At 68.4% G+C, this 12,921-nt stretch carries 11 protein-coding genes; 4 read left to right on the forward strand and 7 right to left on the reverse strand.

What is annotated here, in order from left to right; genetic code table 11:
• Positions 1–159: 159 nt before the first annotated feature.
• From AC1DXV_RS23310 to AC1DXV_RS23330, 5 genes are all read right to left on the reverse strand, one after another.
• Complete coding sequence (locus AC1DXV_RS23310; RefSeq protein WP_477864889.1) at positions 160–1,452, reverse strand: TRAP transporter large permease; 1,293 nt, start codon at positions 1,450–1,452, stop codon at positions 160–162.
• Positions 1,449–1,934 (reverse strand): TRAP transporter small permease, encoded by a 486-nt coding sequence (locus AC1DXV_RS23315; protein ID WP_477864890.1) that lies wholly within the window; start codon positions 1,932–1,934, stop codon positions 1,449–1,451. The genes AC1DXV_RS23310 and AC1DXV_RS23315 overlap by 4 nt, the downstream gene beginning before the upstream one ends.
• A complete protein-coding gene (locus AC1DXV_RS23320) occupies positions 1,934–2,947 on the reverse strand; it encodes a sialic acid TRAP transporter substrate-binding protein SiaP (protein WP_477864891.1) in 1,014 nt (337 codons plus the stop codon). The genes AC1DXV_RS23315 and AC1DXV_RS23320 overlap by 1 nt, the downstream gene beginning before the upstream one ends.
• A 25-nt stretch (positions 2,948–2,972) precedes the next feature.
• The gene (locus AC1DXV_RS23325) at positions 2,973–3,914 is read right to left on the reverse strand and encodes a dihydrodipicolinate synthase family protein (RefSeq protein ID WP_477864892.1); all 942 of its coding nucleotides are present in this window, start codon (positions 3,912–3,914) and stop codon (positions 2,973–2,975) included.
• A gap of 66 nt (positions 3,915–3,980) precedes the next feature.
• The gene (locus AC1DXV_RS23330; protein WP_477864893.1) at positions 3,981–4,421 is read right to left on the reverse strand and encodes an RbsD/FucU family protein; all 441 of its coding nucleotides are present in this window, start codon (positions 4,419–4,421) and stop codon (positions 3,981–3,983) included.
• A 131-nt stretch (positions 4,422–4,552) separates the two neighbouring features.
• Here AC1DXV_RS23330 and AC1DXV_RS23335 point away from each other — a divergent pair, with 131 nt between their 5' ends.
• The 4 genes from AC1DXV_RS23335 (at position 4,553) to AC1DXV_RS23350 (ending at position 9,480) form a co-directional block, all read left to right on the forward strand.
• Positions 4,553–5,755, forward strand: a complete 1,203-nt coding sequence (locus tag AC1DXV_RS23335; RefSeq protein ID WP_477864894.1) for a fumarylacetoacetate hydrolase family protein — start codon at positions 4,553–4,555, stop codon at positions 5,753–5,755.
• Complete coding sequence (locus AC1DXV_RS23340) at positions 5,752–6,543, forward strand: ATP-binding cassette domain-containing protein (protein ID WP_477935775.1); 792 nt, start codon at positions 5,752–5,754, stop codon at positions 6,541–6,543. The genes AC1DXV_RS23335 and AC1DXV_RS23340 overlap by 4 nt, the downstream gene beginning before the upstream one ends.
• Positions 6,544–6,607: 64 nt before the next feature.
• Positions 6,608–8,089 (forward strand): ABC transporter substrate-binding protein, encoded by a 1,482-nt coding sequence (locus AC1DXV_RS23345; RefSeq protein WP_477864896.1) that lies wholly within the window; start codon positions 6,608–6,610, stop codon positions 8,087–8,089.
• Entirely contained in the window at positions 8,086–9,480 is a 1,395-nt protein-coding gene (locus tag AC1DXV_RS23350; protein ID WP_477935777.1) for an amidase, read from the forward strand. Before AC1DXV_RS23345 ends, AC1DXV_RS23350 begins: the two co-directional genes overlap by 4 nt.
• Before the next feature lie 52 nt (positions 9,481–9,532).
• Here the strand turns inward: AC1DXV_RS23350 and AC1DXV_RS23355 are convergent, their stop codons facing one another.
• Entirely contained in the window at positions 9,533–9,775 is a 243-nt protein-coding gene (locus AC1DXV_RS23355; protein ID WP_477864898.1) for a hypothetical protein, read from the reverse strand.
• A gap of 554 nt (positions 9,776–10,329) precedes the next feature.
• The gene (locus AC1DXV_RS23360; protein ID WP_477935779.1) at positions 10,330–12,720 is read right to left on the reverse strand and encodes an RHS repeat-associated core domain-containing protein; all 2,391 of its coding nucleotides are present in this window, start codon (positions 12,718–12,720) and stop codon (positions 10,330–10,332) included.
• Positions 12,721–12,921 lie beyond the last annotated feature (201 nt).

Genomic DNA, 12,921 nt, shown 5'->3' on the forward strand with positions numbered 1-12,921 from the left:
CGACGATCCCGGGCCGCGTGCCGGCGCTCGGCGAGTGGCCGGCGGGGTGCCCGTTCGCGGACCGCTGCGGGTGGGTGATCGACGCGTGCCGAGGCGGGATGCCCGCGCCGGTCGACGCCGGCCCGGATCACACCGCGCGCTGCATCCGCATCGGCGCCGTCAGCGATACCCCATCGACTGCGGCAGCCACAGCACGATCTGCGGGAACAGCGTCATCGCCAGCAGCAGCAGCAAGAGCATCACGATGAACAGCCAGCCCTCGCGCAGCATGTCGCGGATCGGAATCCCGGTCAGCGCGTTCGTCACGAACAGCAGCATCCCGAACGGCGGGTGGATCAGCCCGATCATCATGTTCAGCACGATCACCACGCCGAAGTGCACCAGGTCGATGCCCAGCGCCTTCACCATCGGCAGCAGGATCGGCACGAACACCAGCAGCAGCACCGAGATGTCCATGAAGCAGCCGAGCACCAGGAACAGCAGGTTCACCAGCAGCAGGAACGAGGTGCGCCCGAGATCGAAGCCCGCCATCCATGCTGCGAGCGACTGCGGCACGCCCTCGGCGGTGAACGCGTAGTTCATCATGAACGCGCCGGCCAGGATCATCGTGATCACCGCGCTGGACCGCGTCGACTCCATCACCACGCCCCACAGCGTGCGCCAGCTGAGCGCGCGGTAGACCACGCCGGCCAGCACCAGCGCATGCAGCGCCGCCACCGCGGCCGCCTCGGTGGGCGTGAAGATGCCGGTGTAGATGCCCGTCAGCAGCAGCACCGGCAGCGACAGCGGCAGCGCGCCGCGCGCCAGGATGGCCGGCCACTCGCGCAGCGGCACCTTGTCCTCGCGCGGCATGTTGCGTCGCGTCGCGATGACCTGCACCACGCCCATCATCAGCAGCGCCATCAGCACGCCCGGCACCACGCCGCCGAGGAACAGCGCGCCCACCGAGCTGCCCGACACCAGCGCATAGATCACCATCGGGATCGACGGCGGGATGATCGGCCCGAGCGTCGCGCTCGCCACCACCACCGCACCGGCGAAACCGGGCGTGTACTCCGGCTTCTTCAGCATCTGGCGGATCGTCACCAGCCCCGGCCCGGCGGCATCGGCGATCGCGCTGCCGCTCATGCCCGAGAACACCACGCTGACCAGGATGTCGACCTGCGCCAGCCCGCCGCGCAGCCGCCCGACCAGGATGCGGCAGAAGTCGAAGATGCGCTCGCTGATGGTGCCGGCGTTCATCAGGTTGGCCGCGAAGATGAACAGCGGCACCGCCAGCAGCACGTAGCTGTTGTACAGGCCGTTCAGCACCTGCTCGGCCGCCAGCCCGACATCCTGCCCCTTGACGATCAGGTAGGCGATGCCGCTGCCGATCATCGAGAAGCCGATCGGCGCACGCAGCACGAAGCCCGCGACCAGCACGCCGATCAAGGCCCAGAGTGCCGCGCTCATGCCTTCACCTCGCCGCTCAACTCCTGATCGAGCCCGCGCGCGATGCGCCACAGCGTCAACGCGCTGCGCACCACCACCCCGGCCAGCATCAGCGCGAACGGCAGGAACACCGCCATGAACGGCAGCCCGAGCACCGGCGTGCCCTCGCGCGCCATGAACCGGATGTAGTCCCAGCTGGCAGGCAGCGCCCACAGCGCGAGGCCGCCGAACAGCAGCGCCGCGAGGCCGCGGAACACCCGCCGGATGCCCGCTGGCATCGCGTTGTAGACCAGGTCGAAGGCCACGTGCTCGCGCTGCGGCACGACGAACGCGGTCGACCACAGGATCACCCAGACGTACAGCACCACCGCCAGCTCGTCGGTCCACGGCAGCGGCCGGTCGAAGCCGAAGCGCGCGACGATCTGCACCAGGAACACGAGGAACAGCAACACGAAGAGACCGCCGCCGACCGCCTCGGCGCCACGTTTCAGCCAGTTGCGCATCAGGCGACCCCGTTGATGCGCTCGAGCATCCCCTTCGGCCACGCCTTCGCCTGCTCGGACGCGGCATAGGCCTGCTGCACCGCGCGGCGGAAGGCCGCGACGTCGGGCGTCGTCACCTGCAGGCCCTGCTGCCTGAAGAAGTCGACCAGCTGCGCTTCTTCCTTGATGCGGTTGTCGTTGTTCCAGCGCGCCGCGGCCTGCGCCGCCGCCTTCAGCTTCTGGCGCTGCGCCGGGCTCGCCGTGTTCCAGGTCTTGTTGGCGACCGCGATGAACAGGCCGTCGACCAGGTGGCCGGTGAGCACCAGCTGCTTGGTCACCTCGTAGAACTTGGCGGCGCGCACGGTGGGCAGCGGGTTGTCCTGGCCGTCGATGGTGCCGGTCTTCAGGCCCAGGTAGACCTCGCCGAAGGCCAGCGGCGTCGGYGTGGCCCCCAGCGCCTCGCCGAGGAACAGCCAGTCCTTCGAGCCCGGCATGCGCAGCTTCACGCCCTTCAGGTCGGCCGGCACCACCACCTTGCGCGTGTCGCGCAGGTTGAGCTGGCGCGTGCCGAGGTAGGCCGTGGCGAGCACGGTCACGTCGAGCTTGTCGGAGACGCGCTGGAACACCTCGTCGCCGATCGGCCCGTTGAACACCTTCTGCTGATGCTGCGGGTCGCGCAGCATGTAGCCGGCGGTGAAGATCGAGAACTCGGGCAGCAGCTTCGCGATGTCGAAGGCCGAGATCGACGCCAGCTCCAGGTTGCCGCGCGCCATTGCCGCCGGCTCGGCGCCCTGCTTGAACAGCGCCGCGTTCAGGTTGACCTGCACCTCGAACTCGCCGGGGGCCGACTGGTCGAGCGCATCCTTGAAGACCGTCCACATCTTCGCGTGCCAGTCGTCCGGCACCGCGGGGGTCGAGATGCGCAACATCGTCTTGCCGGCCGCGTGCGCCCACGGCGCAGACACGCCGGACAACCCCGCGCCGGACAACACCAGGCCGGCCGCCAGGCGGCGGCGCCGTGAATCAACAGTCATGCAGTCTCCAGGTTCCTTGTTCGTGTCAATCGACGTCCAGGTCCAGCGCGATCGGCTTCAGCGCGTGCTGCAGCGTGTGCATCTGGTCCAGCGTCAGCGCCACCTGCGGCGCGCGCACCCGCAACCAGCCGGGTTCGCCGCTCAGGGCCGACATGATGCCCTTCAAAGCGGGTGTCAGCGCGTAAGGGCCGAGCATCGCCAGCAGCAGCCGCACGCGCGACACGTCGTGCGGGGTGTTCGGCGCATCGGGCCGGCCGGCCAGCCGCTGCACCACGTGCGGCATGAAGTTGGCCAGCCCGCTGATGGCGCCGGTGCTGCCGCGGCGTGCCAGCTCGGGCAGGTCGGGCTCATGGCCGGCGGTCACCATCAGCGTCTCGTTGAACGCATCGGCCAGCGCCAGCGTGTGCGCGGTGTCACCGCTGCTGTCCTTGATGCCGACGATGGTCTGCGGGTAGAGCCGCTTCAGCGTCTCGACGACCTTGCGCGACAGCCCGACGCCGCTGACCTGGGGGATGTGGTACAGGTACAGCCGCAGCCGGTCGTCGGCCGCGCCGTCGATCACCTGGCGGTAGCTGTCGATCACGCCCTGGTCCGTCACCTGGTGGGCGCCGCCCTTCAGGAAGAACGGCGGCATCATCAGGCAGCCGTGCGCGCCGATCCCGAGCGCATGGCGCGTCAGCGCCAGCGTGTCGGGCAGCGCGGCGCAGCTGGTCGACACCAGGATCTGCGGCCCCGGCACCCCTTCGCCGACCAGCGCGTCGACCGCGTCGCGGCGCTCGGCGACCGAGAACGCCGGCCCCTCGCCGGTGGTGCCGAACGGCACGACGCCGCCGCAGCCCTTGGCGTGGATCAGCGAGCGGGCGTGCAGCCCGAAGCGGTGCAGGTCGATGCCGAGGTCCGGCTTGAGCGGCGTCAGCAGGGCCGGCCAGATGCCGTGGAACGAGGCGGTTGCGGCAGGAATGGTCATGGTCTTCTCCCGTGGGTGGGAGCGATGACGGCGCGGCTCCCCTCGCGCCAGACCCGATGGAAAACGTCAGTCGGTGGACACCACCCCCTTGCGCAGGATCAGGTTGCCGTACTTGCGCTGCTCGCCGCTGCGCAGGATCAGGAAGGCGCGCTGCGCCTGCTCGTAGAACGCGAAGCGCTCCAGCGTGGCCGGCTCGCGCTCGCCGGCGCCGTGCAGCAGCTTGCGGAATTCGGCCACCGGCGGTGGCACGGCGCGGGTGTCGCCCACCACCTGCATCGTCCAGGCGCATTGCGGCACGAAGGTGTCGAGCGGGAACAGCGGCAGCAGCGCCGCCAGCACGGCCGGCGCATCGGCACCGGCGATCTGCACCAGCCGCGCGCCGGACCGGTGGGCCACCTGGGCGGCGGGGAAATTCGCGTCCACAATCGCCAGGTCGTCGCCGTGGCCCATGCTGGCCAGCGCGTGCAGCGCGTCGGGCGTGAGCAGCGGCGATATCGTCTTGAGCATCGGGATGTCCTTCGCGTCTTCGTGGGACAGCGCGGATTCTCATCGTAAGCGCCTGCCCCGAAAGCTTCAGCGGGACAAACCCTTCTGCCCTGTCAACGCCGCCACCCCTGTCAACCCTGTCGAGAGCCTCCATGACCCTCCACTTTCCGCCCCTGCCGATGTCCGTCGCCGAATCACTGCCCCACGACGCCCGGCGCGCCACGCTGGTCGGCCGCCTGTGGGTGCCCGGCGGCGGGCCGACGCTGGTCACGCTGACCGGCGACGACCTGCACGATCTGTCGACCGTCGCCGCCACCAGCAGCCAGCTGCTGGAACTCGACGACCCGGTGTTCTCGGTGCAATCGGCGCTGCGCACCGGGCAGGCGCCGCGCATCGCGTCGTACGAGGCGGCGCTCGCCAACAGCGACGAATCGCTGCGCGACGGCACCCAGGCCTGGCTGATGGCGCCGTGCGACCTRCAGCCGGTGAAGGCGAGCGGCGTCACCTTCATCGCGAGCCTGCTGGAGCGGGTGATCGAGGAGCAGGCGCGCGGCGATGCCTCGCGCGCCGACAAGATCCGCCGCTCGCTGACCGGCATCCTCGGCGACAACCTGGCCGGCATCGTCCCCGGCTCGCCGCAGGCGGCCCAGGTCAAGGAGGTGCTGATCGCGCAGGGCGCCTGGTCGCAGTACCTGGAGGTGGGCATCGGGCCGGACGCCGAGGTGTTCACGAAGGCGCCGCCGATGGCCGCAGTGGGGACCGGCGCCGATGTCGGGCTGCACCCCGGCTCGTCGTGGAACAACCCGGAGCCCGAGGTGGTGCTCGCGATCGACAGCCGCGGCCGGGTGCGCGGCGCGACGCTCGGCAACGACGTGAACCTGCGCGATTTCGAGGGCCGCAGCGCGCTGCTGCTGGGCAAGGCCAAGGACAACAACGCCTCGTGCGCGATGGCGCCGTTCATCCGGCTGTTCGACGCGCATTTCACGATCGATGACCTGCGCCGCTGCGAGATCGCGCTGCACGTGGCGGGGCCGGACGGTTTCCGCGTCGAGGGCCGCGACACGCTCGCGAAGATCAGCCGCGATCCGCTCGACCTGGCGGCGCAGGCGATCGGCCCGCACCACCAGTACCCGGACGGGCTGATGCTGTTCCTCGGCACCATGCTCGCGCCGACGCAGGACCGGCTGGGCCCGGGCCAGGGCTTCACGCACGTGGTGGGCGACGTGGTCACGGTCTCGTCGCCGGCGTTCGGGGCGCTGGTGAACCGGGTGCGCCGCTGCGACGAGATCGCGCCGTGGCGCTTCGGGCTGACCGCGCTGATGCGCAGCCTCGCGGCGCGCCAGCTGCTGACGTGAACGCGCCGGCCGGCGAGGCGCCGCTGCTCGCGCTGGAGCAGGTGACGCGGCGCTACACGCTGCCGCGCGAGCGACTGCTGCAGCCGGCGCCGGTGGTCGACGCGCTGCGCGGCGTGAGCCTGGCGCTGCGGGCCGGGCACAACCTCGGGATCGTCGGCGAATCGGGCTCGGGCAAGTCGACGCTGGCGCGCATCGCGATGGCGCTCGAGCCGCCGAGCAGCGGCCGGGTGCTGTTCGACGGGCGCGACCTGAATGCGCTGGCGCCGGCCGGGTTGCGCGCGGCGCGCCGCGATTTCCAGATGGTGTTCCAGGATCCCTACGGGTCGCTCGATCCGCGGCAGCGTGTCGGGCGCATCGTCGCCGAGCCGCTGCCCGACGGCGATCCGGAGGCGGCGGGGCGGGTGGCCGAGGCGCTGGAGGCGGTCGGGTTGCGCGCGTCGGATGCCGCGCGGCATCCGCACGAGTTCTCCGGCGGCCAGCGCCAGCGCATCGCGATCGCGCGAGCGCTGGTGACGCGGCCGAAGCTGATCGTCGCCGACGAGCCGGTGAGCGCGCTCGATGTCTCGGTGCAGGCGCAGGTGCTGAACCTGATGACCGACCTGCAGCAGCGCTTCGGCATGACCTACCTGCTGATCAGCCACGACCTCGCGGTGGTCGATCACCTGTGTGGGGAGGTGTTGGTGATGCGGGGCGGCGAGGTCGTCGAGCGCGGCGCGTCGGACAAGGTGTTTCGGTCACCGCAGCATGCCTACACGCGCGCACTTGTCTCGGCTGCGAGTACCCCGTAGCCCGGATGCCAATCCGGGGTTCGTGACGCCCATCCCGGATTGGCATCCGGGCTACCATCTTCCGATGAACGCCGCCCTCAAGACCACCGCCACGCTGCTGCTGTGCGCCGCGACGCTCGCTGCCGCCCAGTCCCGCAAGGACAGCGCCGTCATCGGCATCACGCTGGAGCCGCCCGGCCTCGACCCGACCACTTCRGCGGCCGCGTCGATCGGCGAGATCGTCCACTACAACGTGCTCGAGGGGCTGACCAGGATCAACGTCGACGGCAGCGTGACGCCGCTGCTGGCCGACAGCTGGAGCATCGACCCCGACGGCCGGCTCTACACCTTCAAGCTGAAGAAGGGCGTCAAGTTCCACGACGGCGAGGCCTTCGACGCGTCCGACGTCAAGTTCAGCTTCGAGCGCGCCCGCGCCGAGGGCAGCACCAACAAGGCGAAGAAGACGGTGTTCGACAACATCACCCGCATCGAGACGCCCGATGCGCAGACCGTGGTGCTGGTGCTCGCCAAGGCCGACGGCAACCTGCTGTTCCGCCTCGGCGAGAACACCGCGGTGATCCTCGACCCGAAGAGCGCCGCCACCACCGCGACCCGGCCGGTCGGCACCGGCCCGTTCCGCTTCGAGAGCTGGTCGCGCGGCGCCGCCGTGGTGCTGTCGCGCTGGGACAGTTACCGCAACGCGGCGGCGATCAAGCTGAAGAAGGTGAGCTTTCGCATCATCAACGACCCGGCCGCGCAATCGGCCGCGCTGCTGGCCGGCGACGTCGATGCGTTCCCACGCTTCCAGGCCGCGCAAAGCCTGGTGCAGTTCCAGAACGACCCGCGCTTCACGGTCGCGATCGGCGGCACCGAGGGCAAGACGCTCGTCGCGATCAACAACAAGCGCAAGCCCTTCGACGACGTGCGCGTGCGCCGCGCGATCGCGATGGCGATCGACCGCAAGGCGGTGATCGCCGGCGCGATGGAAGGCCAGGGCGCGCCGATCGGCAGCCACATGGTGCCGAGCGACGCAGGCTACATCGACCTGACCGGCGTGAACCCGTACAACCCCGAGAAGGCCCGCGCGCTGCTGAAGGAGGCCGGCGTCGCGACGCCGCTGAACGTGACGCTCTCGCTGCCGCCGCCGCAGTACGCGCGCAAGGGCGGCGAGATCATCGCGGCGCAGCTCGCGAAGGTGGGCATCGTCGCGAAGATCGACAACGTCGAATGGGCGCAGTGGCTGGCCGGCCCGTTCAAGGGCAGCTTCGACCTGACCATCATCAGCCACGTCGAGCCGCTCGACTTCGCGGTGTACGCCGATCCGTCGTACTACTTCGGCTACGACGGCAAGGCCTACGCCGAGATCGTCGCGAAGTACGACGCCAGCATCAACGCGAAGGAGCGGCTGAAGCTGATCGGCGATGCGCAGCGCCGGCTGGCCGACGACGCGGTCAACGCCTGGCTGTTCCAGCTGCCGCAGTTCATGGTCGCCAACAAGCGGCTGAAGGGGCTGTGGAGCAGCTCGCCGGTGTTCGCGAACGACATGGGCGCGGTGAGCTGGCAATGAACGCGCTGGCGCAGCTGTCGGCCGTGGAGCTGCTGGCGGCCTACGCGGCGCGCACGCTGTCGCCGGTGGAAGTGACGCGCGCGGTGCTCGCGAACATCGCGGCCTGGGAGCCGCGGCTGTGCGCCACCTACGCGCTGGATGCGGCCGCCGCGCTCGCGCAGGCCGAGGCCTCGCAGGCGCGCTGGCTCGCGAACGCGCCGCTCGGTGCGCTCGACGGCGTGCCGGCGATGATCAAGGAGAACATCGCGACGCGCGGCACGCCGGTGCCACTGGGCACCGCCGCCACCGAGCTGGTGCCGGCCGCGGCCGATGCGCCGCCGGCCGCGCGGCTGCGCGAAGCCGGCGCGGTGATCCTCGGCAAGACGACGATGCCCGACTACGGGATGCTGTCGTCCGGCCTGTCGAGCTTCCACCCGCTGGCCCGCAACCCGTGGGATTTGCGCCGCAACCCGGGCGGCAGCAGCGCCGGCGCCGCCGCGGGGGCGGCCGCGGGCTACGGGCCGCTGCACGTCGGCACCGACATCGGCGGCTCGGTGYGGCTGCCGGCCGGCTGGTGCGGCATCTTCACGCTGAAGCCGAGCCTCGGCCGCATCCCGATCCAGCCGCCATACGCCGGCCGCGTGGCCGGGCCGATGACGCGCACGGTCGCCGATGCGGCGCTGATGATGGGTGTGCTGTCGCGCCCCGACCCGGGCATGCGCGACACGATGAGCCTGCCCTGGCAGGACATCGCCTGGGCGCAGCTCGAGCGCCCGCTGCGCGGATTGAAGCTCGGCCTGCTGATGGACGCCGGCTGGGGCCTGCCGGTCGAGCCGGAGGTGCGGGCGGCGGTCGAGGCGGCGGCGCGCGCATTCGAAGGCGCGGGCGCGATCGTCGAGCCGGTCGCACCGTTCATGACGCGCGAGATGATCGACGGCATGGACCGTTTCTGGCGCTGCCGCGCCTGGATGGACATCGCGGCGCTGCCCGAGGCGCGGCGCGCGAAGGTGCTGCCGTTCATCGTCGACTGGGCGCGCGGTGGCGCCGACCTGGGCGGCGCACAGGTGTTCCACGGCTACAGCCAGATGGGCGCGATGCGCGAGGCGGCTGTCGCGGCCTGCCGGCCGTTCGACGCGCTGCTGTCGCCGACCGCGCCGATCCCGGCCTTCGCCGCCGAGCTGCCGTGCCCGACCAATGACCCGGCACGGCCGTTCGAGCACATCGCGTTCACGCTGCCGTACAACATGAGCGAGCAGCCGGCCGCGAGCATCAACTGCGGCTACACGAGCGACGGGCTGCCGATCGGGCTGCAGATCATCGGCGCGCGGCACGACGACCTGGGCGTGCTGCAACTCGCGCGGGCGTGGGAGCAGATGCGACCGGCGCAGCGGGCGTGGCCGCAGCTGCCGTGACGCCGGCTTGAATGTCGATGCAAATAAAGCGACAAACGACGCCTTCAATGCATCAATCCTTGCCAGTCATCTTGTTCCATGAATGGTCTTTCGCGAATGCCAGATCGATGCAGGCTCGCTGAAAGCCGTTCGAAAACCCAGCCAACACCTGACCCGCGACCAGCCAGATCAAGACGGCCGCCGATGTAGCAATGCGTGCCGCGGCATTCAGTGCCTCTGAACGAATCCACACTCGCAGCATCTCGACTTCATCTTCGTCGCGCATAGCGGCTTCGGGAATCGGACGTTCATTCATCGCGGCACTCGCTTTTCTCCGGGCTATCGGAGAATAGATCCAACTGCTATCCGGCCACTATCGATTGCGCTTGCGGCGTCCTCCCCGAGATAGCTACCGCTTGCCGGGTCACGGTGAAGATTTTTCCTCACAAAAGCCATTACACCCTTCGCCCAATCGCAAAAGGCTTGATCCTTTTGCACAAATACATTATCAATGAGAATTCGATCTTCATAATAGAGCCGCCCGGGCCGCACGACTCTTCCATCGTAAAACGGACGCCAAAACTCGATGAGGTGCGACTCGCGAATGTTGACATGCACCTTAACTGGACTCTCTGATTCAATGAAGATGCGAGCAGGCAATTGTATGGGCGCCAAATAGCACACGAGCGACTTCTCTCCCGCAGATGAGATTGGGATTGGCAATTGGTCTAACGTGCTGAGTGAGCTGAAATCCCCATTTGCGCCATCTGATAAAAGAGCGACGCCCCCCCTACTCCTTAGAGACTTTTCCAAATCCCGGAGATCAAGATCTGTCGTCAAAATTTCAAGTTGCTTTCCCATAGCCTGTTCTCAACGGTCATAGGGTCGGAATGATACGTTCGTGCCGGGCGATGCTTTACTGACATCTTGCATTGCACGCCGCTCACGAGCCACCGGATTTCCGGCCTGTGTTTCTTTGCCAACTTGCACACCTTCAACTATCTCGCCAGTCCTCTTGTCTCTTGCAGCCACGTCGAGATATCGATTCTCCTTGTCTCCACCCGGGGTCCGAACGCGAACCTCTGTTTGCACTTCAATGTTGGGATCATTCGCATACTTGTTGCGCAGTTCYTGTTCGGCCTTTTCGACTTCGGCCTGATGTTCAGGACTTCCCTTCCGCCCATTCGGATTTGGAGGGTGCTTTTCTGCCTCCGTCGACAACCCATCAGCAGCCTGCTCCTCGGAGTCGCCCACGGACAGCACTGCATTGACCATTTTCCACAGCACGGATCCGTTCTCGGCCTCCTTGTGGACGTACTCGCGAATCCCGCCGACCACTCTCGTGGTCTTAGCAGCCCCCGCATTCAGGCCCTGCTGGAACGACTTCTGAACTGGCGTGCCGGGGGCGGCCATCAGCACGAAGGTCGGCGGCCCCGGTCTGAAGAGTCCCCCCAGGCATGAAGATGAGCAGGTCAGATTCGGCGCAGGCAGCGTGGGCACGCCCGTGCCGGTGATCTTCACCTCCTCCATCACGAAGAGTTCGGGATCCCAGGTCTTGCTCGGCGTCAGCTCATTCGGATTCCAGCCGCTCGGGTCCGTGCTACTCAGCGGCCGGTTCTCGACATAGCTGTAGCGGTTGTAGCTCTGCAGTTCGTAGGGCTTCGTTACAGCCCGGTCCGCGGACAGGAAGCGACCGAGGGCCGCGTCGTACAGCCGCCCGTTCATGTGCGTGAGCCCGATGTCGTCGAGCTGCTCGTGGCCGGTGAAGCCGCGGTCGGTGCCGCTGTTGACGGCGGGGCTCCAGTCGATCACCAAGGCACCTGTGGCGTCGTAGTTGCCGTTGGCGAAGCGCCGCTTGCCGAATGGGTCGTACGCGTCGCGGGCGGTCAGGTTGCCGTTGTGGTCGGTCGTTGCCGCGATGCTGCCCAGGTGGTCCTTGTGCCAGTACTCCAGCTTCAACGCGCTCAGGTTCGACTGCACAGCTGGCGCGGTCTGTGTGGCGCCGAGTGCCGGCAGCGCTCCGGTGGTGACCAACACCCCGAGGCTCTGGCCGCCTGAGCTCAGGTAGTGCCGGTGGTTGGTGACCGCAGGGTCCGCGGCACTCGGGCTGGTCGGCGCATTGACCTCGCTCTCGAAGGCCAGGCCGCCGGTGTTGTCCGGGTGCAGGTACCACGTGGTCCGCGTTCCAGCGTTGGTGCCGCTCGGGATCGTTCGCACCTCGCGGATGCGCGCGTGGTCCTCGTCGTAGTTCCACACGTAGCTCGGACCGCCTGGGGGCCCTTGCACGCCCGCTTGGCTGTCCGGCAGGTTGAAGCCCGTGTACGCAATTCCGCGGTACTTGCCCGCCGTAGCGTTCGCGATGTTCCCGTTCGCGTCGAAGCCGTAGCCGTTGGCTGCTGCGCCTTCGATGCTCTGCACTGCATGCGGCCGCACCGCGTTCGCCCCCTGTGCGCCGTAGCTGTACAGCCCCACATCGCTCTTGTAGAGGATGCTGCCCAGCGCGTTGTATTGCAGGCTCACCGTGCGAACCAGGCCGCTGATCGCAGGAGCTGCCACCGTGTAGCGCTGCAGCCGGCCGAGCGCGTCGTGCTCGAAGTTCTCGGTCACCGCGCCGGTGGCGCCATCCCCATTCGCATCGTTGCGGTTCGTCAGCCGGCCCAGGCTGTCCCACACGTAGCCGTGGTTCAGCACGTCGGTCCCATTGGCCTTGCCCGTCGTCAGGCTGCTGGCGCGGCCTGTCGCCGCTTCATAGCCAGACTTGCTCGTCACCGCATTGCTGTAGCGCTGCTGCTCCAATTGGTCCCACGCGTTGCAAGCTTGTGCTTGCCACAGCACCGTGCCGGCCGGCAGCGTCGTGCCTGGGCCCGGCGTGCCGCCCGGTGTCGCCGGCAGTGGGTTCACCGTCACCGAGGTGGCCAGCGACACCGTGTCGAGGAACCCCTTGGGCGTGTAGCCGTRGTTCACCGTCAGCCCGSTCGGCCAGGTCTGCGTCGCTTGCCGGCCGTTGGCGTCATAGCTCAGCGCACTCGCAAAGCTCGGCCCGTTGGCGATGCTCGTGCGGGTGTTGATCAGCCTACCCAGGCTGTCGTACACCCACTGCCGACTGAGGTCCGTGTTGGCAGTCGTTGCGCACAGCTTGCCGATGCCCATCGCGCAGCTGTCGTAAGTCCAGGTGCTCTGGTACTCCGGCTCGACGCGCAGCGTCATCCGGCCGAGCACGTCGTAGGCCATCGTCGTCGAGCCGCCGCGCTGCTTCTGCAACGGGTTCTGCTGCCACACCACCTGGCCCAGTGCGTCGTGGAGGTACTCGATCACCCCGGCGTCCGGGTCGGTCAGCTTCAGCTTGTTGCCGCGCACGTCGTAGGCGATCTGCACGGTGTTCTGCAGCGCGTCCTTCGTCGCCACCAGGTTGCCGAACGCGTCGTGCTGGTGGACGAGTTGGGCGCCCTGTGCATCGGTGAT

This window comes from Rhizobacter sp. P3_C12 (assembly GCF_056402735.1).